Origin of the sequence: Curtobacterium sp. MCBD17_013 (genome assembly GCF_003234565.1) — a bacterium.
GTDB lineage: Bacteria > Actinomycetota > Actinomycetes > Actinomycetales > Microbacteriaceae > Curtobacterium.
In genome coordinates this window covers 190891-211923 of sequence record NZ_QKTU01000002.1, presented here as the reverse complement: position 1 = coordinate 211923, position 21033 = coordinate 190891, and the positions used below count along the sequence as shown (strand labels likewise).

General features: G+C 70.9%; 16 protein-coding genes and 1 tRNA gene. 13 read left to right on the top strand and 4 right to left on the bottom strand.

Translation table 11 applies throughout. From position 1 onward, the window contains the following. Positions 1-65 precede the first annotated feature (65 nt). A complete protein-coding gene (gene pyk, locus DEI81_RS03580) occupies positions 66-1511 on the top strand; it encodes a pyruvate kinase (RefSeq protein WP_111009135.1) in 1446 nt (481 codons plus the stop codon). Between the two features lie 29 nt (positions 1512-1540). Continuing rightward, positions 1541-2629, top strand: coding sequence for a VIT1/CCC1 family protein (locus tag DEI81_RS03575; RefSeq protein ID WP_111009134.1), 1089 nt, complete (start codon positions 1541-1543; stop codon positions 2627-2629). A 73-nt stretch (positions 2630-2702) separates the two neighbouring features. On the opposite strand, the gene DEI81_RS03570 is transcribed toward DEI81_RS03575, so the two are convergent. Both DEI81_RS03570 and DEI81_RS03565 read right to left on the bottom strand, forming a co-directional pair. Continuing rightward, positions 2703-3242, bottom strand: coding sequence for an HdeD family acid-resistance protein (locus tag DEI81_RS03570; RefSeq protein WP_181435315.1), 540 nt, complete (start codon positions 3240-3242; stop codon positions 2703-2705). A gap of 149 nt (positions 3243-3391) precedes the next feature. Then, positions 3392-4120, bottom strand: a complete 729-nt coding sequence (locus DEI81_RS03565; protein WP_111009353.1) for a VIT1/CCC1 transporter family protein — start codon at positions 4118-4120, stop codon at positions 3392-3394. A gap of 94 nt (positions 4121-4214) precedes the next feature. Between DEI81_RS03565 and DEI81_RS03560 the strand changes: the two genes are divergently transcribed. Together DEI81_RS03560 and DEI81_RS03555 are read left to right on the top strand one after the other, a co-directional pair. Continuing rightward, a tRNA-Leu gene (locus DEI81_RS03560) sits at positions 4215-4296 on the top strand. Between the two features lie 100 nt (positions 4297-4396). Continuing rightward, positions 4397-5002, top strand: coding sequence for an ANTAR domain-containing response regulator (locus tag DEI81_RS03555; protein WP_111009132.1), 606 nt, complete (start codon positions 4397-4399; stop codon positions 5000-5002). A gap of 27 nt (positions 5003-5029) precedes the next feature. Here DEI81_RS03555 and DEI81_RS03550 read toward each other — a convergent pair whose 3' ends face one another. After that, complete coding sequence (locus DEI81_RS03550) at positions 5030-5374, bottom strand: PaaI family thioesterase (RefSeq protein WP_111009352.1); 345 nt, start codon at positions 5372-5374, stop codon at positions 5030-5032. A gap of 128 nt (positions 5375-5502) precedes the next feature. Between DEI81_RS03550 and polA the strand changes: the two genes are divergently transcribed. The 7 genes from polA to DEI81_RS03515 all read left to right on the top strand — a co-directional run bounded on the left by polA (position 5503) and on the right by DEI81_RS03515 (position 16429). Next, entirely contained in the window at positions 5503-8172 is a 2670-nt protein-coding gene (gene polA / locus DEI81_RS03545) for a DNA polymerase I (protein ID WP_111009131.1), read from the top strand. 83 nt (positions 8173-8255) lie between these two features. Continuing rightward, positions 8256-9944, top strand: coding sequence for a DUF885 domain-containing protein (locus DEI81_RS03540; RefSeq protein ID WP_111009130.1), 1689 nt, complete (start codon positions 8256-8258; stop codon positions 9942-9944). A 225-nt stretch (positions 9945-10169) separates the two neighbouring features. Continuing rightward, positions 10170-11627 (top strand): 30S ribosomal protein S1, encoded by a 1458-nt coding sequence (rpsA, locus tag DEI81_RS03535; protein ID WP_111009129.1) that lies wholly within the window; start codon positions 10170-10172, stop codon positions 11625-11627. A gap of 69 nt (positions 11628-11696) precedes the next feature. Beyond that, positions 11697-12311: a dephospho-CoA kinase gene (gene coaE, locus DEI81_RS03530; RefSeq protein WP_111009351.1), complete on the top strand. Its 615-nt coding sequence runs from the start codon at positions 11697-11699 to the stop codon at positions 12309-12311. Between the two features lie 63 nt (positions 12312-12374). After that, complete coding sequence (locus DEI81_RS03525; protein ID WP_111009128.1) at positions 12375-13466, top strand: hypothetical protein; 1092 nt, start codon at positions 12375-12377, stop codon at positions 13464-13466. Positions 13467-13578: 112 nt separating this feature from the next. Continuing rightward, on the top strand, positions 13579-15057 hold the full coding sequence (locus tag DEI81_RS03520) for a class I adenylate-forming enzyme family protein (protein ID WP_146244007.1): 1479 nt from the start codon (positions 13579-13581) through the stop codon (positions 15055-15057). A gap of 46 nt (positions 15058-15103) precedes the next feature. Beyond that, complete coding sequence (locus DEI81_RS03515) at positions 15104-16429, top strand: acyltransferase (protein WP_111009126.1); 1326 nt, start codon at positions 15104-15106, stop codon at positions 16427-16429. A gap of 50 nt (positions 16430-16479) precedes the next feature. Here the strand turns inward: DEI81_RS03515 and DEI81_RS03510 are convergent, their stop codons facing one another. Further along, on the bottom strand, positions 16480-17814 hold the full coding sequence (locus tag DEI81_RS03510; protein WP_111009125.1) for an MFS transporter: 1335 nt from the start codon (positions 17812-17814) through the stop codon (positions 16480-16482). 193 nt (positions 17815-18007) lie between these two features. On the opposite strand from DEI81_RS03510, the gene uvrB reads away from it, so the two are divergent. Continuing rightward, positions 18008-20092 (top strand): excinuclease ABC subunit UvrB, encoded by a 2085-nt coding sequence (uvrB, locus tag DEI81_RS03505; RefSeq protein ID WP_181434794.1) that lies wholly within the window; start codon positions 18008-18010, stop codon positions 20090-20092. Further along, entirely contained in the window at positions 20082-20996 is a 915-nt protein-coding gene (locus DEI81_RS03500) for an SDR family NAD(P)-dependent oxidoreductase (protein ID WP_111009124.1), read from the top strand. The genes uvrB and DEI81_RS03500 overlap by 11 nt, the downstream gene beginning before the upstream one ends. Positions 20997-21033 lie beyond the last annotated feature (37 nt).

The following is a 21033-nucleotide window of genomic DNA, read 5'->3' as shown; positions in this document are numbered from 1 at the left end:
CGTCCGGCCGGGACCGCCCGTGCGGGCGCCACCGCAGCACGACATCCACCACACGAAGGACACCATTGAGACGCGCAAAGATCGTTTCGACGCTCGGACCGGCGACCTCGGACTACGAGACCGTCAAGGACATCATCCAGGCGGGCGTCGACGTGGCCCGGCTGAACCTCAGCCACGGTGACTACAGCGTGCACGAGGCGAACTACGAGAACGTCCGACGTGCGGCGGACGACCTCGGCAAGCCCGTCGCGGTCCTCGTCGACCTGCAGGGCCCGAAGATCCGCCTCGCGCGGTTCGCGGACGGCCCCCACGAGCTCGCGGCCGGCGACGTCTTCACGATCACCACCGAGGACGTCCCCGGCTCGAAGGACGTGTGCGGGACGACGTTCAAGGGGCTCCCACAGGACGTCAAGCCCGGCGACCCGCTCCTCATCGACGACGGCCGTGTCCGCCTCCGGGTGCTCGACTCGGACGGCGTCCGCGTGCGCACCGAGGTCGTCGTGCCCGGGACGGTGTCGAACAACAAGGGCATCAACCTCCCCGGCGTCGCCGTGAACGTCCCCGCGCTGAGCGAGAAGGACGAGGCCGACCTCCGCTGGGCGATCCGGCAGGGCGCCGACCTCATCGCGCTCTCGTTCGTCCGCAACGCCGCCGACGTCGAGCGCGCCCACGAGATCATGGACGAGGAGGGCAAGCGGCTCCCGGTCATCGCGAAGGTCGAGAAGCCGCAGGCCGTGGACGCGCTCGAGGAGATCATCGACGCCTTCGACGCGATCATGGTCGCGCGCGGTGACCTGGGTGTCGAGCTGCCGCTCGAGGCCGTGCCGATCGTGCAGAAGCGCGCCGTCGAGCTGTCCCGCCGCATGGCGAAGCCCGTCATCGTCGCCACGCAGATGCTCGAGTCGATGATCTCGAGCCCCATCCCGACGCGCGCCGAGACCTCGGACGTCGCGAACGCGGTCCTCGACGGCGCGGACGCGGTCATGCTCTCGGGCGAGACGAGCGTCGGCGAGTACCCGGTGGAGACGGTCCGCACCATGGCCCGCATCGTCGAGTCGACCGAGGACCACGGCCTCGAGCGGATCGCGCCGCTCGGCACGAAGCCCCGCACCCTCGGCGGTGCGATCACCCTCGCCGCCGTCGAGATCGCGGAGTTCACCGAGGCGTCGTACCTCTGCGTCTTCACGGAGTCCGGCGACTCGGCTCGCCGCATGTCCCGGCTCCGCCACGGTCTGCCGATCATCGCCTTCACCCCGAACGAGGCGACGCGACGCCGCATGGCGCTGACGTGGGGCGTCCGCTCGTTCCTGGTCGAGCGCATGACGCACACCGACGAGCTCTTCCCGCAGGTCGACGACCTCCTCATCGGGCACGGCCTCGCCAAGCCCGGCGACCGCGTCGTCGTCACGGCCGGTTCGCCTCCCGGGCTGCCGGGGTCGACGAACGACCTCCGCGTGCACCGCGTCGGCGACGCCCACGCGGAGGCTGCTCCGGCCTACGTCCGCAACTGACCGCCGGATCCGAACAGGAGGCACGGGGCGTGGTCTCGACGTCGACCGACGGTCGCGCGCGACGTCCGCCGACCGAGCTCCGGCGCTGGCGCCGGTACCTCGCCGACGAACGCGCCGAGGCGTCGGTCTACCGGAACCTGGCCGCGCGGCGGTCCGGTGAGGAGCGGGACATCCTGCTCGCCCTCGCCGAGGCCGAGGGGCGCCACGAGCAGCACTGGCTCGAGCTGCTCGGCGACGACGTGGGGCGTCCCCTCCGTGGCGATCTGCGGACACGGATCCTCGCGGGCCTCGCGAAGCGCTTCGGTTCGGTGTTCGTGCTCGCGCTGATGCAGCGCACCGAGGACCGGTCTCCGTACGGGGCGGACGTCGACGCCTCGGCGGCGATGGCGGCGGACGAGCGCATCCACGGCGAGGTCGTGCGCGGTCTGGCGAACCGGGGGCGACTCCGCCTGTCCGGCACCTTCCGGGCCGCGGTGTTCGGCGCGAACGACGGCCTGGTGTCGAACCTGGCGCTCATCATCGGCATCGGCGCGTCCGGCGCCGACCAGCACGTCGTGTTGTTGAGCGGCGTGGCGGGGCTGCTCGCCGGTGCACTCTCCATGGGGGCGGGGGAGTACGTGTCCGTGCGGTCGCAGCGCGAGCTGCTCGACGCCTCCGCTCCGCATCCCGAGGCCGGCCAGGCCGTGGTCGACCTCGACGTCGACCAGAACGAACTCGCGCTCGTCTACCGAGCGCGCGGGATGGACGAGGCCGCGGCGGCGCAGCACGCCCACGAGGTGCTCACCGGACTCCGGCAGACGTCGGAGACGGGGGCCGTCGGCACGGTGGAGCACGAGGCGGTCGGGAGCGGGCTGAGCGCCGCGATCTCGAGTTTCCTGTTCTTCGCGTCGGGGGCCGTGGTCCCCGTCCTCCCGTACCTGTTCGGACTCGGGGAGTGGTCCGCCGTCGCGGTCGCCGCGGTGCTGGTCGGCATCGCGCTGCTCGTGTCCGGGGCGGTCGTCGGTGTGCTCTCGGGTGCGTCCCCCGCACGGCGGGCACTGCGGCAGCTCGCGATCGGGTACGGTGCGGCGGCGGTGACCTACCTGCTCGGGTTGCTGTTCGGGACCGCCGGCATCTGACCGTCCGGGTGGTTCGGTCCCCGGCCGTCCTCCCGCCGGCACGTTCCGGAGCGGGACGCACGGCGCCGTGGCGTCATCCGCGGATGGCGGCGCGGGGCGGGACGAGCAGCAGCGCCGCGATGCCGACGACGACGAGGACGATGCCGGCGAGGACGACGAACGCCGCCAACGCGAGTCCGGGTGCGACCAGGACCGCCACACCGGCGAGGATCGACAGCGCACCGCTCACCGCACTCGGTCCGCGCGACGAGCCCGGGTGACCGACGACCGCGCCGACGAGTGCCGCGACGCCCTCGACGATGAACCCGATCCCGCCGAGCGTCGCCAGGACGACGAGCGGGGCCGCCGGGTCGAGCAGGCAGACGAGCCCGGCGGCTGCCACGAACACGCCACCGACGATCGACACCCAGCGCCAGACCCGATGCGTGCCCCGGCCGATCGCCGCCGAGGCCACCCGCAGGACCCCGGCGACGACGAGATCGACGCCGAACAGGAGTGCGAGCACGACGAGCGTCGGGTGTGGCCACAGGATGCCGACACCGCCGAGCACGATCGCGACGACCGCGGTGGTCACCACGAACACGCGGAAGGTCCGGACCGCACGCGTGTCCACGTTGGCTGTCCCTCTCCGTCGGGTCCCGGGCTCGAGGTCGGATCCCGGGCTCGGGGTCGGATCCAGGTTCCGGGTTCCGGGCAGACGGTACCGATCGGGCGGGTGCCGCGCTCAGCGGGTGTTCAGCGAGCCGACGGAGGACCTCGCGATCATCCGCCGACGTGCGCGCCGAGGAGCAGTCCGGCGGCGTAGGTCGCCGCGAGTGCGAGGGCCCCGCCGACCACCACCCGCACCGTCGCGCGGCCGCGGGCCGCGCCGCCGAGGGTCGCCCCGGTCGCGCCGGTCACGGCGAGGGCGAGGAGCACGGCGACGATCGTCGCGGGCACCCGAGCACCGGCTGGCGGGATCAGGATGGCGAACAGGGGCAACAGGGCGCCGACCGTGAACGTCGCCGCCGAGACCCACGCGGCGCGCCACGGGCTGACCATGTCGGCTTCCTCGTCCGCGAGGGCGATGGCGGCGCGTCGACGTCGCACCTCGGGACGCACGAGCTCGGCCGCGATCGACGCGGCGGTGTCGGGGTCGACGCCGAGGGCGGCGTAGTGACCGGCGATCGCGCCGGCGTCCTCGGCCTCTGCCGCGCGCTCCGCTTGGCGTGCGGCCAGTCCGGTGCGCTGTGCGTCCCGCTGGCCGCTGACCGAGACGTACTCGCCGAGGGCCATCGAGATGGCGCCTCCGACGAGTCCGGCCGTGCCGGCGGCGGCGATCGCTCCGGTCGACGCGCCGGCACCCGCCACGCCGACGACGATCGCCGCGACGGACACGATCCCGTCGTTCGCACCGAGGAGGCCCGCCCGGAGCCAGTTGAGTCGACCGGCGCTCGTCGCGTCGCCGACGGCGCTCGTCTCCGGCAGGGCGAGGTCCGTTGCGTGCGACATGCAGGAATGGAACCACCACCGGACCTGCGCCGCCAGCATGGACAGGCTTGCCTCACCTGGTGCGGTCCGGCCCTCCTGCTAGCCTGAGCAGGACGCGAGTGTGGTGGAATCGGCAGACACGGGGCACTCAAAATGCTCTGCCTCACGGCGTGCGGGTTCGAGTCCCGCCACTCGTACCGACGGCGCCCGGCAGGATCACCGGTCGCCGGAACGACGTCGCCTGCTGACCGTCCCGGGACTCCGGGAGGGCCGGGATGCGCATAGTAGGATTGCCGCGTGAGTGACACAGAAGCAACCCCCACCGCACCCCGTCGCGTCGTCGTCGCGGAGGACGAGTCGCTCATCCGCCTCGACATCGTCGAGATCCTCCGGGACAACGGCTTCGACGTGGTCGGCGAGGCCGGCGACGGCGAGACCGCTGTCGCGCTCGCCACGGACCTGCGGCCCGACCTCGTGATCATGGACGTCAAGATGCCGCAGCTCGACGGGATCTCCGCGGCCGAGCGGCTGTCGAAGAACCACATCGCGCCGGTCGTGCTGCTGACGGCCTTCAGTCAGAAGGAGCTCGTCGAGCGTGCGACCGAGGCCGGTGCCCTCGCATACGTCGTGAAGCCGTTCACGCCGAACGACCTGCTGCCCGCGATCGAGATCGCGCTCTCTCGGCACCAGCAGATCATCACGCTCGAGGCCGAGGTCGCCGACCTCGTCGAGCGGTTCGAGACCCGCAAGCTCGTCGACCGCGCGAAGGGGCTCCTCAACGAGAAGATGGGCCTGACGGAGCCCGAGGCCTTCCGGTGGATCCAGAAGGCCTCGATGGACCGGCGGCTCACCATGCACGACGTCGCCAAGGCGATCATCGAGCAGCTCAGCGTCAAGAAGTAGCGCGACCGGCCAGCGGCGCGGCGTCGGTCAGGCGTCGCGGAGCAGGTTGGTGATGCGGACCGTCGAGCAGCGTCGCCCCTCGTCGTCGGTGAGCACGATCTCGTGCGTGCACAGGGTGCGGCCGAGGTGGATCGCGGTGCACGTACCCGTGACGACGCCCGTCGTGGCGCTCCGGCTGTGTGACGCGTTCAGCTCGATGCCGACCGCGATGCGCCCGGGGCCGGCGTGGACGGTCGCCGCCATCGAGCCCAGGCTCTCGGCGAGGACCACGAACGCCCCGCCGTGCAGCAGCCCGACCGGCTGACGGTTGCCCTCGACCGGGATCGTGCCGACGGCGCGCTCGGCGCTCAGCTCGAGGATCTGCATGCCCATCTTCTCGGCGAGTTCACCGATCCCGCGCTGTTCGTACCGCTCGACGCCCTCGGGGGAGCCGGTGATGGTCGGGCTGTCGGTCACTCGTGGCCTCCGGGGTTGTCACCGGCCGTGGATAGGCTGTCCGGGTGTCGGACGCGGAAAAGCCTACCCTCCTGGTCATCGACGGACACTCGCTGGCGTTCCGGGCGTTCTACGCGTTGCCGGTCGACAGCTTCGTGAACCGCGAAGGCCAGCACACGAACGCGATCCACGGCTTCATCTCGATGCTGCTCATGCTCTTGCAGCGCGAACGACCGACCCACATCGCCGTGGCGTTCGACATCTCGCGGTTCTCGTTCCGCACCCGTGAGTACGAGGACTACAAGGGCACCCGCTCCGAGACCCCCGAGGAGTTCAAGGGGCAGATCCCGCTCCTGCAAGAGGCCCTGCACGCCATGGGCATCACCACGGTCACGAAAGAGGACTACGAGGCCGACGACATCCTCGCCACGCTGTCGCTGCAGGGCGCGCAGCAGGGGTACCGCGTGTACGTCGTCTCGGGTGACCGCGACGCCATCCAGCTCGTCGACGACGACGTGACGCTGCTCTACCCGTCGGTGCGCGGCGTGTCCGAACTGACCCGCTACGACCGCGACAAGGTGTACGAGCGGTACGGCATCGAACCGCACCAGTACCCGGACATCGCGGCGCTCGTGGGCGAGACCAGCGACAACCTCGTCGGGATCGACAAGGTGGGCGAGAAGACCGCCGTCAAGTGGATCACCCAGTACGGCTCGCTCGACGGTGTCCTCGAGCACGCCGACGAGATCAAGGGCGTCGTGGGCGCCAACCTCCGCGAACAGAAGGACCGCGCGGTGCGGAACCGCCGCCTGAACCGTCTCGTGCGCGACGTCGAGCTGCCGGTGGGGCCGGCCGACGTCGTCATCCGTCCGGTCGACGAGGCCGCGGTGCGTGAGCTGTTCGACCGCCTGCAGTTCCGCACGCTCCTCGACCGCGTGTTCAAGGTCGCGGGAACCGGTGACGGCGGCGACGCCGCGACCGAGGGCGGGGTGGACGACGGTGCTCCGACGCCGCCGGCCGCGCGGACCCTGATCGACGAGGAGCTGGGACACTGGCTCCGCACCAAGACCGAGCACGACGCGGACAACGGCTTCGGGGTGTCGGTCGAGACCGTCGACGGGCGTCTCAGCGCGATCGGCATCGCGACGCACGACGACGCCGTGCTCGTGCCCGGGGGCAGTGGAGCGCGTGACTACGAGCAGTTGCAGACCTGGCTCGCCGGGGACGCGCCGAAGCACCTGCACGACGCGAAGGCGGCGGTCCAGGCGCTCGCGACGGCGGGGTTCACGCTCGGCGGCCTCGCGGGCGACCCCCGCGTGACGGGGTGGCTCGCGAACCCGGCCCGGCAGGGGCAGTCGCTCGAGGACCTCGTCTACGGCGAGCTCCGCGAGACCATGCCCACGGCCGACCCGAACCAGCTCGTCCCCGAGTCGGAGCCGGCGAGCGCGGCGACACGAGCCTGGTACACCCTCCGGGTCGAGACCGCGCTCCGCGCCCGGATCGACCCCGGGTCGTTGCGCGTGCTCGACGACATCGAGCTCCCGCTCGTGTCCGTCCTCGCCGACATGGAGTCCCGGGGCGTCGCGATGGACCACGCGGTCCTCGCCGACCTGTCCGGCGAACTCGGGGAGCGCGCCTCGGAGCTCGCACAGCAGGCGTTCGCGGAGATCGGGCACGAGGTCAACCTCGGGTCGCCGAAGCAGCTCCAAGAGGTCCTGTTCACCGAGCTCGCGATGCCGAAGACCCGCAAGACCAAGACGGGCTTCTCGACCGACGCCGCGTCGCTCGCGGACCTCCAGGAGCAGCACCCGCACCCGTTCCTCGGCCTGCTGCTGCAGCACCGCGACGCGACCAAGCTGCGGCAGATCGTCGACACCCTCGACGCCGCCGTGGTCGACGGTCGCGTGCACACGACCTACGAACAGACCGGGACGAGCACCGGACGCATCTCGTCGACCGACCCGAACCTCCAGAACATCCCCGTCAAGACCGCGGTCGGCCGTCGGATCCGGTCCGCGTTCACGGTGGCCGCTCCGTACACGACCCTGCTCACCGCCGACTACTCCCAGATCGAGATGCGCATCATGGCGCACCTGTCGGGGGACCCGGGACTCATCCAGGCGTTCAAGGAGGGCGAGGACCTGCACCGGTTCGTCGGTGCCCGCGTGTTCGGGGTCGAGCCCGCCGACGTCTCCCCGGAGATGCGCACGAAGGTCAAGGCGATGTCGTACGGACTCGCCTACGGACTGAGCGCGTTCGGCCTGTCGAAGCAGCTCCGGATCGACCAGAAAGAGGCACGCGGCCTCATGGCGGAGTACTTCGCGCGCTTCGGAGCGGTGCGCGACTACCTCCGCAACGTCGTGGAACAGGCGCGCGAGGACGGCTACACCGAGACCATCTTCGGTCGCCGGCGTCCGTTCGGCGACCTCAAGAGCCCGAACCGTGTGCTCCGGGAGAACGCCGAGCGGGCCGCGCTCAATGCGCCGATCCAGGGTTCGGCCGCGGACATCATGAAGATCGCGATGCTCGGCGTCGCGGCGGACCTCGACGCGGGTGGCCACGACTCGCACCTGTTGCTGCAGGTGCACGACGAACTCATCCTCGAGGTCGCTCCGGGCGAACAGGACGCGGTCGAGGAGATCGTGCGTCGGCGCATGGGCGGTGCCGCGGACCTGAGCGTGCCCCTCGACGTCCAGGTCGGCACGGGGCCGAACTGGGAGGCAGCGGCGCACTGAGCGACCAGGCGCGATCGCCCGGTCGGACGGTCCGCCGGGGTCGCTCCGGGCCTCCCGGATCGCGGAGTCGGTATGGTCGCACCATGAGCTCCGAGCGTCCTGTCCGCAAGCCGTCCGCCGTCGACCGTGTCGCGGAGGACTGGGTGACGACACTCGTCGACCTCGACCCGACGATCGGGACCTACATCGGTGTGGGCGGTCGGCAGGGTGAGTACGGTGACACGTCGCCCGCGGGAGCGGACGCCCTCGCGGACGCCGCACGCGCGGCCCGCCGGAGCCTCGACGCCGCGGAGCCCGTCGACGCGATCGACCGCGTGACGAAGACGGACCTCGGCGCGGAACTCGACCTGGTCGTCGAGTCGTACGACCGGCGACTCCACCTCCGGGACCTCAACGTCATCGCGAGCCCGGCGCAGCACCTGCGGGACGTCCTCGACCTCATGCCGACGGCGACGGCGAACGACTGGTCGGACATCGCGAACCGGCTGTCCGCGCTCCCCGACGCGCTCGAGGGGTACCGCGAGACCCTGCTGCAGGGGACGCGCGAGGGCGTGACCCCCGCGAAGCGACAGGTCGCCGCCGTGGCGCAGCAGGCCCTCCGGAACGCCCGCGACGGCGGGTTCTTCGACGAGCTGGCCGCCGGCGCCGCCCTCGACGACGGTGGTGCGCTGCCGGAGTCGGTCCGTGCCGATCTCACCCGTGGCGCCGCCGTCGCGGCTGCCGCGTACCGATCGCTCGGTCGGTTCCTCGAGCACGAGCTGATGCCGCTCGCCACCCCGGTGGACGCGGTCGGACGCGAGGACTACGAGCTGCACTCCCGTCGGTTCCTCGGCGCGGTCGTCGACCTGGACGAGACCTACGCGTGGGGGCTCGAGGAGCTCGCGCGGATGCGGTCCGAGCAGGAGCGCATCGCCGACCGCATCGAGTCCGGGGCCAGCGTCGCCCGGGCGATCGCGGTGCTCGACGAGGACCCGGCCCGGAAGCTCCACGGCACCGACGCACTCCGCGCCTGGATGCAGGAGACCTCGGACGCCTCGGTCGAGGCCCTGGCGGGGACGTACTTCGACATCCCGGACCCCATCCGTCGCCTCGAGTGCCGGATCGCCCCCACCCACGACGGCGGGATCTACTACTCGGGCCCGAGCGACGACTTCAGCCGGCCGGGCCGCATGTGGTGGTCCGTGCCCGACGGCGTGACCGAGTTCGCGACCTGGCGCGAGAAGACGACGGTGTTCCACGAAGGCGTCCCGGGCCACCACCTGCAGATCAGCCAGGCGGTCTACAACCGCGGCGAGCTCAACACGTGGCGGCGTCAGCTCGCCGGCCCCTCGGGACACGTCGAGGGTTGGGCGCTCTACGCGGAACGGCTCATGGAGCAGCTCGGCCACCTCGACGACGACGGCGACCGCCTCGGCATGCTCGACGGCCAGCGGATGCGGGCGGCCCGCGTCGTCCTCGACATCGGGGTGCACCTGCAGAAGACGAACCCCGACGGCGGTGGTTGGACGCACGAGTACGCGCTCGACTTCATGCGACAGAACGTGAACATGGACGACGCGTTCGTCCGGTTCGAGGTCGACCGCTACTTCGGCTGGCCGGGACAGGCCCCGTCGTACAAGGTGGGTCAGCGTGTGTGGGAGTCCATCCGCGACGAGGCCGCGGCGCGTGCCGGTGCCGACTTCGACCTGCGGGCCTTCCACCGCGACGCCCTGGCCCTCGGCGGGGTCGGACTCGACACGCTCCGGTCGGCGCTGCTCCCCGAGCGGGAATGACCCCCGCCCCGGGGCGGTTACACCCCCTGTCGGGGGTCCCGGGACGGAGCCGTCGCGGGTCCCGCTCGCGGTTGTGACCGTGGGGGAGGCCCGGCTAGACTGGTGCGGCGCAATCCGCGTCAAGCATCCACTTCGCCATGCCGAAGCGTGCACGGACCTCCCGTGCTCGCCAGGGGGACCCCGATCGTCATGGCCCGATCAATGCCCGTTCGGAGCAATCTCTACATGACAACCACCACGACCAAGGCTCCTAAGCAGGTCGCCATCAACGACATCGGTTCGGCTGATGACTTCCTGGCCGAGGTCGAGAAGACCCTGAAGTTCTTCAACGACGGCGACCTGATCTCCGGGACCGTCGTGAAGATCGACCGCGACGAGGTCCTCCTCGACGTCGGTTACAAGACGGAGGGTGTGATCCCCTCCCGCGAGCTCTCGATCAAGCACGACGTCGACCCCAACGAGGTCGTCGAGGTCGGCGACGACGTCGAGGCCCTCGTCCTCCAGAAGGAGGACAAGGAAGGCCGTCTCATCCTGTCGAAGAAGCGCGCGCAGTACGAGCGTGCGTGGGGCGACGTCGAGAAGATCAAGGAGTCCGACGGCGTGGTGACCGGCACGGTCATCGAGGTCGTCAAGGGCGGTCTCATCGTCGACATCGGCCTCCGTGGCTTCCTCCCGGCCTCGCTCATCGAGCTCCGTCGCGTCCGTGACCTCACGCCGTACCTCGGCCAGGAGATCGAAGCGAAGATCCTCGAACTCGACAAGAACCGCAACAACGTGGTCCTGTCGCGCCGCGCCCTGCTCGAGCAGACGCAGTCCGAGTCGCGCACGACGTTCCTCAACAACCTCCACAAGGGCCAGGTCCGCAAGGGCATCGTCTCGTCGATCGTCAACTTCGGTGCGTTCGTCGACCTCGGCGGCGTCGACGGTCTCGTCCACGTGTCCGAGCTCTCCTGGAAGCACATCGAGCACGCCAGCGAGGTCGTCGAGGTGGGCCAGGAGGTCACCGTCGAGATCCTCGAGGTCGACCTCGACCGCGAGCGCGTGTCGCTCTCGCTCAAGGCGACGCAGGAGGACCCGTGGCAGGTCTTCGCCCGCACCCACGCGATCGGTCAGGTCGCGCCGGGCAAGGTCACGAAGCTCGTGCCGTTCGGTGCGTTCGTCCGTGTGGCCGACGGCATCGAGGGCCTCGTGCACATCTCGGAGCTGTCGAACAAGCACGTCGAGCTCGCGGAGCAGGTCGTGTCCGTCGGTGACGAGGTCTTCGTCAAGATCATCGACATCGACCTCGACCGTCGTCGCATCTCGCTCAGCCTCAAGCAGGCGAACGAGGGCGTCGACCCCGAGGGCGACGAGTTCGACCCGGCGCTCTACGGCATGCCGACCGAGTACGACGAGCAGGGCAACTACAAGTACCCCGAGGGCTTCGACCCGGAGACCAACGAGTGGCGCGAGGGCTTCGAGACCCAGCGCGACGCGTGGGAGAAGGAGTACGCGGCTGCCCAGGCTCGCTGGGAAGCGCACAAGAAGCAGGTCGCCGCGTCGATCGCCGAGGAATCCACGCCCTTCGACGCGCCCGCCGCGTCCGCTGGGTCGTCGTTCTCGAGCGAGACGGCTGGTCAGGGCACCCTGGCCGACGACGCCTCGCTCGCGGCGCTGCGCGAGCGGCTCAGCTCGAACAGCTGACCGCCCGACGCGTCCCGAGAGCCCGGTACCCACGAGGGTGCCGGGCTCTCGCCCGTTAAGGTGGTGGACGTGCGGATCATCGGACTGACGGGTGGCATCGCGGCGGGCAAGTCGACGGTGTCCGCGCGCTGGGCGGAGCGCGGTGCGGTGGTCGTGGACGCCGACCTCCTGGCGCGCGAGGCGGTCGCGCCCGGGAGCCCGGGGCTCGCGGCGATCCGTGAGCGGTTCGGTCCGTCGGTGATCGCGCCGGACGGGTCCCTCGATCGCCCAGCCCTCGGCGCGGTCGTCTTCCGCGACGCGGAGGCGCGCGCCGCCCTCAACGCGATCACCCACCCCGAGGTGTGGCGCATCGCGAAGGAGCGCTTCGCCGAGGCCGAGCGGGCCGATCCCGACGCCGTGGTGGTCTACGACGTGCCGCTGCTGGCCGAGGCCCAGGAGGGACGGCCGCTCCGCTTCGACACCGTGGTCGTCGTGCACGCGCCCGCTCCGGACCGGATCGAGCGCCTGGTGCGCCACCGTGGCATGGAGCGCGGGGACGCGGAACGTCGGGTCGCGGCACAGGCGAGCGACGAGGAGCGGCTCGCGCTCGCGGACCTGGTCGTCGACGCGACCGGTTCGCCAGCCGACACGATCCGCTCTGCGGACGAGGTGTGGGACCGCATCGTCGCGTCTCAACCTGAGTAGTTCTTCTGACCCGTCAGGGAGCAAGCAGCCTGCGCGCGGCGACGTCCGGTAACGTCCCCGCACGTGTCCTCGGCCGCGCGTCACGCCCTCCATGCCCTGCTCGTGGTCGTACTCGCCGTCACCGTCGTGGTCGCGGTCGTGGTCGTGGTCGACACGGCCTCCGAGCACCAGCAGGCCACCGCCGAGGCTCCCCGGGGCCCGTCGGGGTCGCTCGGCCACGTCGGCCCGCCCGCGGAGACGCAAGACTTCCGTCGGTTCCGGATCGGTGCCGTCGACGGGCAGCGCCTCACGCCGAACGCGACGGACTTCGCGTCCCGATCGGTCGGCGACGGCCCCCTGCTGCTGTTCCTGCCCGCCACGCGGGCGCGCCCCGCGGACTACCGGACGTTCCTGTCGGTCGCGTCCCAGGCCGGGTACAACGTGCTCGGCCTCGACTACTGGAACCTCGGGACGACGCTGTCCGGGACGTGCGAGAACAACCCCCGCTGCTACACGCAGGTCCAGCGGAACCGGTTCGACGGCACCGATGCCTCCCAGTTCAGCGACGTCGGACCTGCCGGGTCGATCACCGCTCGCCTCCGGGACGCCGTGGCGCACCTGTCGAGCGCGGACCCCGCGGGCGGATGGAACCGCTTCGTGGACGGTTCGGGTCACATCGCCTGGGATCACATCGTGGTGGCCGGCCACTCCCAGGGCGGCGGCGAGGCGGCCTTCATCGCGCACATCCGACCGGTGCTCGGTGCGCTCATGTTCTCGTCGCCCGTCGAGTCCGACGGGGCGGCGCACGCGGCGTGGATGGACCGCCCGGGTGTCACGCCGATCACCCGCGAGTACGCGATCGACGACGTGCGTGACGTGTTCGGGCCGCGCATCCGCGGCTCGTGGCGCGTGCTCGGTCTCGACGGTCCGCACGGCCCGTCGGTCACGACGACGCGGCCTCCATCCGGCGACCCGCACGCGATCCTCACCCGGTTGGACGTCGGTGACCCCGACCAGGCGCACTCGCTCATCATCGACGACGCCACTCCGCTCCAGGCGAACGGGACCCCGCGCATGCTCCCGCTGTGGCACTGGATGCTGACGCGGGTCCCGCTCCCGCAGACCCACGAGCCGAACCCCACGCGCTCCGCGGCACCGACGCCCTCGCAGGGGTGAGGATCCAGCGCCTCTGCACGTTCATAGGGAGCCGCAATACCATGGGCGAGTGCAACGTGGAGTGGACGACGTCAGCGGAGACCGGCATCCGGAAGGCTCCGGGGGCAGGTCAGTGGACACCCTCGCCGCCCTGATCCGACGTCGGGGAACCGACGACCCGGACCACCACTACCTGGAGGACGCCCGGTCCGACCGGGTGCTGACGTACCGGGCCTTCGCCGAAGCGGTCCAGGCCTGGACCTCGGTGTTCGACGACCTCGGGATCGCCCCCTCCGGCGCGGTCCTCGTGGATCTCGGGGACCCGCTGTCGTTCGCGGTCGTGCACCTCGCAGCGCTGTCCTCCGGCCGTCGTGCGGTCCCGGTGGACACCGGGCAGCCGACCTCCGAGCCCCTGCGCCTCGCGGACCTGCTCCATGGCGCCTCCCTCGTCGTCTCCGACCGTGCAGACGATGCCACGATCGCCGGGACCGCGGCAGCGCACATCGACCCCGCCACCGGTCACCCGACCGACGTCGTGGCCGGCACCGTCCCGTCGAGCGCTCCCGACGCGCTCGACACCGGGTCCGTCGTGCTGTTCACGTCCGGTTCGACGGGCACGCCGAAGGGCGTCGAACTGCCCGAACCCCAGCTCGTGTTCGTGGCACGAGCGGTCGCCGACCACAACGAGCTCACCCGGGAGGACCGGGGCTTCAACTCGCTCCCGCTGTTCCACGTCAACGCCGAGGTCGTCGGGCTGCTCGCCACCATGGTGGCCGGTTCGACGCTCGTGCTCGACAAGCGGTTCCGGCGCACCGGCTTCTGGGAGCTCCTGGCCGAGCGTCGCATCACCTGGCTCAACGCCGTGCCGGCGGTCCTCGCCGTCCTCGCGAAGACGGGGCCGCTCGACCTCCCCGCGGGTCTCCGGTTCGTCCGGAGCGCCTCCGCCCCACTTCCCGACCCGGTCCGAGCGGCCCTCGGTGCGACGCCGCTCGTCGTCAGCTGGGGGATGACCGAGGGTGCCAGCCAGATCACCGCGACCCCCCTCGGTTCAGCGCCCCGACCCGGTTCCGTCGGCGTCCCCGTCGGCTCCGAGGTCCAGGTCCGTGGAGAGGACGGCGCGCTCCTCCCGGCCGGCGAGGTCGGTGCGCTGTGGATCCGCGGACCCGGGGTCGTGAGCCGGTACCTGTTCGGCCGGGCCTCCGAGCGGTTCGACGCCGAGGGCTGGTTGTCCACCGGCGACCTCGGCTCGATCTCCGCAGACGGGTGGGTGTCGCTCGCCGGTCGATCGGACGACGTCATCAACCGCGGAGGCGAGAAGGTCTACCCGTCCGAGGTCGAGGACGTCCTGCTCGGCGACGCGCGCGTGCTCGAGGCCGTGGTCGTCGGGCGCCCCGACCCGATCCTCGGGCACGTTCCGGTCGCCTACGTCATCCCGCAACCGAGCGAGGACACGGCGGCCGCGTCGCTCGTTGCCGACCTGACCGCCCGCTGCGCGGCGCAGCTGACCCGGTTCCGCCGGCCGGTCGAGATCATCGTCGTCCCGGACCTGCCCCGGGCGCCGACCGGCAAGGTGCAGCGCGCGCGCGTGCGGGCGATGGCCTCGGTGGAGTAGTCACCGCCTGCGGGACCTTCATCGGATCACGCCGTAGCCTTGAGCGGTGCAATCCGCCCCCGCCGCCACCGACACGAACGTCACCACACCGACACGGCAGAACGGCCGCCCGCGTCACCTGTACGAGGTCGACGTCCTGCGGATCCTGACCTTCGCGTGTGTGATCGGCGTCCACACGACGAGCCACACGACCGCGTCGGACAACCACTTCTATTACGCCCTGCTCGCGCTGTTGCACTTCACCCGCCTCGTGTTCTTCTCGCTGACGGCGTTCGTCCTCGTCTACAGCTACACACTGCGACCCAAGCCGATGTCGCAGTTCTGGCCGAAGCGGTTCCTGCTCGTCGGTGTGCCGTACCTGGCGTGGTCCCTCGTGTACGTCGGGTCGGCGTGGCTCCTCAGCGCGACCGAGCGCGGGGACGTCCCGCTCCTGGTGACGGACCTCGCGCACGGGATCGTGACCGGCACGGCGATGTACCACCTGTACTTCCTGCTCGTGACCATGCAGGTGTACCTGCTGCTCCCGGCGATCATGTGGCTGGTCCGACGCACGCGCCGTCACCACGTGCTGCTGACGGTCGTCGCGCTCGTGGTCAACCTGGTCGTCTACGGCGCGTACAAGTACTGGCCGCACTCGTTCGACTGGATGCACGGGTACAGCAAGCAGTTCTTCTTCATGTACGTCTTCTTCATCGTCTCGGGTGCCGTCGCCGCGGACCACGCGGAGGCGTTCCTCACCTGGATCCGGGTGCGTCGGCGACTCATCGGCTGGGGGGTCACCGGGGTCGGCGTGCTCACCCTCGCCGTGTGGGCGGGGCAGGTGCTCCTCGGCCAGTCCCTGTACGCGGCCGGCACCCCGCTGCAGCCGATCGAGGTCGTCTGGAGCGCCGCGATCGGGATGGGCTTCCTCGCGCTCGGCGCGGCGTGGGCCGACCGACGCGACCCCTCGACCCTCCTGGCGCGCGTCATCGACTACGGGTCCGACCGGTCGTTCGGCATCTTCCTGAGCCACCCGTTCGTGATCTTCCTGCTGCTCTACGGCGACAGCTGGCTGGAGCGGCATGTCGCGCAGCCGTGGCTCACGCCGGTCACGTACGTGCTCGTCATCGTGCTCGCCGTCGCGATCACCGAACTGTTCCGCTGGACGCCGCTCAGCATCCCGCTCACCGGGCGTCCGTCGCTCGGGTCCCGGGGCGCCCGGGAGGCCCGGCGCCGCGGACGAGAGCGGCTCGCGTCCGCTGGCGGTACGACCACGACGACGGCTCGTGCCGTCCGCGACGCGGAACGCGAGCCCTCGAGCGAGGCAGTCGAACCGGACGACGCGCTCGTCGGCGAGACCGACGACGTCGGCGGGTCGCACGCCGAGCGGTGATCCGCGAACGGGCCGTCCCACCCAGGTGGGACGGCCCGTCCGTCGTGGTCTCAGGCGCTGCGTTCCGCCGCCGGGACGCCGATCTCGAGCACGCCGTCGGTGACCGTCAGGCGCCTCGGGTTCATGAACCAGGCGACGATCGCGGCGCCGAGGAGGAGTGCGACGGACAGGGCGAACGGCCACTGCCACCCGGACACCCCGACGAGCCACCCGAACACGATGGGGGAGAACACGCCGGCGAAGCCGTAGCCGGTGTTCATCATGCCGCTCGCGGTGCCCGACCACTGGGGGGCGACGTCCATCGGGATCGCCCACAGGTTCGCGTTCGTCAGCTCGAGGAAGAAGAACGAGAGCATGAGCGAGGCGGACGCGAGCCAGAGGTGGTGTGAGAACAGCAGCGGGAGCAGGCACACCGCGGAACCCACGAGCCCGATCAGGAGGACCGTGCGACGGGCCTTGCGCGCGTCGCCGGCACGACGGATGAGTCGGTCCGAGACGATGCCACCGACGGTGTCGCCGATGACGCCGGCGAGGAGGATCACCGACGTGTAGCCGGCGTACGTCGTGAGCGGGAGGTGGTAGGAGTCGGCGAGGAACGACGGGATCCAGGTGAGGAACACCCAGAGCGTCCAGCCGTAGCCGAAGTCGACGAACGAGACCGGCAGGATCTGCTTGATGAGCTGGCGCCACGGGACCGGCGGACGCGTGGCGCGGACCTGGGCGGGCGGGAGTTCGTCCAGCTCCCGCTGCGAGATGCCGGGTGCGGTCTCCGGACGATCGCGGAAGAGGAACCACCAGAATCCCGCCCAGATGGCGCTGAGCAGGCCGACGTAGATGAAGGACTCGCGCCAGCCGGCGGCGGCGATGATCGCCGCGACGAGGAGTGGGGCGAGGGCGTTGCCGAGCCGTGAGGCGGAGTGCACGATCCCCTGGGCGAACCCGTTGCGGTCCCGGGGGATCCACCGGCTCATCGCCTGCGTCGCGGTGGGGAACGCGGATCCCTCGGTGAGGCCGAGGAGTGCGCGAGCGAGGAAGAGACTGAGGACGCCGCCCGCGAGGCCCGTCCAGATCGTCGCGACGCCCCAGAGGACACCGATGGCGAGGAGCGAGCGGCGCGGACCGATCTTCTCGCCGAGCCAGCCGCCGCCCATCTGGACGAAGGCGTAGGGGAGCGCGAACGCGGACACGATCGCACCCTGCGCCGTCGTCGACAGGTCCAGGTCCTTCGCCATCTCGGGGAGGGCGGTCGAGATGTTCGTCCGGTCGACGTACGAGATCGCGTACATGACGCAGAGCAGGAGCAGGACCCGTCCGCGGAGGCGTCCGCGGAAGGGGCTCGCCTTGACGGGTACGGGGGCCGCGGCCGGTTTCGCTGCGGTGGTCATCGCGGGTCCTGTTCTTCGGAGTGAGCGGGGGAGCGGTGGAGCCGACGACCTGAGCGCCTCCCCACGGTCGATCACGGTATCGCCGGTCCCTATCAGCCATCTTGGAGCGTGATCACCCCAGGATACGCGCGAGCGATCAGCCTGCCGCGAACCAGTCGGGCCGCTGTCGGTCGTCGCGCTTAGCATCGACGGCATGACCACGATGATCGAACCCACCCGAGCCCTCCGTCGGTTCGAGGTCATCTCCGAGTACGAGCCCAGCGGTGACCAGCCGGCCGCCATCGCGGAACTCGCGGGGCGGATCAACGCGGGCGAGACGGACGTGGTCCTGCTCGGCGCCACGGGGACGGGCAAGTCGGCGACCACCGCGTGGCTCATCGAGCAGGTGCAACGGCCGACCCTGGTGCTCGCCCACAACAAGACGCTCGCCGCGCAGCTCGCCAACGAGTTCCGCGGTCTGCTCCCGAACAACGCGGTCGAGTACTTCGTCTCGTACTACGACTACTACCAGCCCGAGGCGTACGTCCCGCAGACCGACACCTTCATCGAGAAGGACTCGTCGATCAACGCCGAGGTCGAGCGGCTCCGGCACTCGACGACGAACTCCCTGCTGAGCCGCAGGGACACCGTGGTCGTCTCGACGGTGTCCTGCATCTACGGCCTCGGTACGCCGGAGCAGTACATGAACGCGTCCCTCGCGCTGCAGGTGGGACAGCAGATCTCGCGGGACACGCTCGTGCGCCGCTTCGTGGCCATGCAGTACCAGCGCAACGATGTCGACTTCGCCCGGGGCACGTTCCGCGTGCGTGGCGACACGATCGAGATCATCCCCGTGTACGAGGAACTCGCGATCCGCATCGAGATGTTCGGCGACGAGATCGAGGCCCTGACGGCGCTGCACCCGCTCACGGGCAATGTCGTGAAGGAGCTGCCCGCGGTGACCGTGTTCCCCGGCTCGCACTACGTCGCCGCCACCGACGTGATGCACCGCGCGATCGGCACCATCAAGGAGGAACTGGCAGAGCGCCTGGCCGAACTCGAGCAGCAGGGCAAGCTGCTCGAGGCCCAGCGGCTGCGCATGCGCACGACGTTCGACATCGAGATGATGGAGCAGATCGGGTTCTGCAGCGGCATCGAGAACTACTCGCGTCACATCGACGGCCGCGCCCCCGGCGAGGCGCCCCACTGCCTGATCGACTACTTCCCGGACGACTTCCTCGTCGTCATCGACGAGTCGCACGTCACCGTGCCGCAGATCGGCGCCATGTACGAAGGCGACGCGTCACGCAAGCGCACGCTCGTGGAGCACGGGTTCCGGCTGCCGAGCGCGATGGACAACCGCCCGCTGACGTGGGAGGAGTTCCTCGACCGCGTCGGTCAGAAGGTCTACCTGTCGGCGACGCCCGGCCGCTACGAGCTGGGTGTGACCGACAGCGTGGTGGAGCAGATCATCCGGCCGACGGGGCTCGTCGACCCGCAGATCGTGATCAAACCGAGCGAGGGGCAGATCGACGACCTGCTCGAGGAGATCCGCATCCGTGTGGACCGGGACGAACGCGTCCTCGTGACCACCCTGACCAAGCGCATGGCCGAGGAGCTCACGGACTTCCTCGGGAACGCGGGCGTGCGTGTCCGCTACCTGCACTCGGACGTCGACACGCTGAAGCGTGTCGAGCTGCTGACCGAACTGCGGCAGGGCGTGTACGACGTGCTCGTCGGCATCAACTTGCTGCGCGAGGGGCTCGACCTGCCCGAGGTGTCGCTCGTCGCGATCCTCGACGCCGACAAAGAGGGCTTCCTCCGGTCGTCCACCTCGCTCATCCAGACGATCGGTCGTGCCGCCCGCAACGTCAGCGGTGAGGTCCACATGTACGCCGACAAGATCACGGACTCGATGCGGCAGGCGCTCGACGAGACCGAGCGGCGTCGCGAGAAGCAGATCGCCTACAACACCGAGCGTGGGATCGACCCGCAGCCGCTCCGCAAGAAGATCGCGGACATCACCGAGGTCCTCGCGCGCGAGGGCGCCGACACCCGCGAGCTCCTGGAGCGCCGCGGGGCCGGCGACGCCCGTCGCTCGCCCACGCCGAACCTCCGCCGCGAAGGCCTCGCGGCGGAGGGTGCGAGCCAACTGGAGTCGACGATCGCGGACCTCAACGAGCAGATGCTGCAGGCGGCCGGCGAGCTGAAGTTCGAGCTGGCAGCGCGGCTCCGTGACGAGGTCCAGGACCTGAAGAAGGCCCTGCGACAGATGGAGGCCGCCGGACATGTCCGGTGATCCGGCGGTCCGGCGCACCGTCGTCGTGACGGGGGCGAGTGCGGGCCTCGGGTACTTCACGGCCGAGCAGCTCGCCGTGGCGGGGCACCGCGTCGTGCTCGCGTGCCGCGACCGGGAGCGCGCTGCGCGAGCCGAGCAGGCGATCCGTCGCGCGGCACCGGACGCATCGATCGCGCAGGTCCTCGTCGACCTGGCCGACCTCAGGAGCGTCACGGAGGCGGCCGACGCCATCGCCGGTCTCGGACCGGTCGACGCCCTCGTGAACAACGCGGGGGTCGTGGGGTCGCGCCGGGAACGTCGCACCGCCCAGGGGATCGAGCTGCAGATCGGGACGAACCACCTCGGGCACTTCGCCTTGACGGCGCAGGTGCTGCCGCTGCTCGAGCGGACGGCGGGTCGCGTGGTGCACGTCGGGAGCATCAGCCACCGCTGGGTCCGGCTCGACGGGCGGGACCCCTTCCGGGCGGATCCCTACGTGAACTACCTCCAGTACGCGCGGAGCAAGCTCGCCGTGATGCTGTTCGGGTTCGAGCTCGCCCAGCGTCTCGCGGACAGCGGCTCCTCCGTGCGGAGCGTCGTGGCGCACCCGGGTCTCGCGCTCGACTCGCTGTCGCCGTCGCGTCCGGGGGTCGTGCCGTCCGGACCCGGAGCACCGTGGCTCCGCGTCGGGGGCCGTCTGGTCGCGCAGGGCAAGGACGCAGGGGCCGTACCGCTCGTGCACGCCGCGGTGGGCGATGACGTCCGATCCGGCGCGTACTGGGGCCCGGACGGATGGTTCCAGTTGCGCGGAGGGGCGACCGTCGTCCCCGCGGAACCCCATGCCCACGATCGCACCGCGGCGGCGCGCCTCTGGGAGGCCTCGGCGGCGGTCGTGGGTCGCGAGCCCGCCGTCACGTCGGTCTGACCCCGGACGTGTGCCGGGCCGGCCGCCGCTGTCCGCG

What these genes read in the sequence shown, in the direction of transcription:
- DEI81_RS03565 (WP_111009353.1), bottom strand. Translation starts at nt 4,120, where the DNA reads ATGTCGCACGCAACGGACCTCGCCCTGCCGGAGACGAGCGCCGTCGGC.
- DEI81_RS03550 (WP_111009352.1), bottom strand. Translation starts at nt 5,374, where the DNA reads ATGGGCATGCAGATCCTCGAGCTGAGCGCCGAGCGCGCCGTCGGCACG.
- DEI81_RS03540 (WP_111009130.1), top strand. Translation starts at nt 8,256, where the DNA reads ATGAGCTCCGAGCGTCCTGTCCGCAAGCCGTCCGCCGTCGACCGTGTC.
- rpsA (WP_111009129.1), top strand. Translation starts at nt 10,170, where the DNA reads ATGACAACCACCACGACCAAGGCTCCTAAGCAGGTCGCCATCAACGAC.
- DEI81_RS03510 (WP_111009125.1), bottom strand. Translation starts at nt 17,814, where the DNA reads ATGACCACCGCAGCGAAACCGGCCGCGGCCCCCGTACCCGTCAAGGCG.
- uvrB (WP_181434794.1), top strand. Translation starts at nt 18,008, where the DNA reads ATGACCACGATGATCGAACCCACCCGAGCCCTCCGTCGGTTCGAGGTC.
- DEI81_RS03500 (WP_111009124.1), top strand. Translation starts at nt 20,082, where the DNA reads ATGTCCGGTGATCCGGCGGTCCGGCGCACCGTCGTCGTGACGGGGGCG.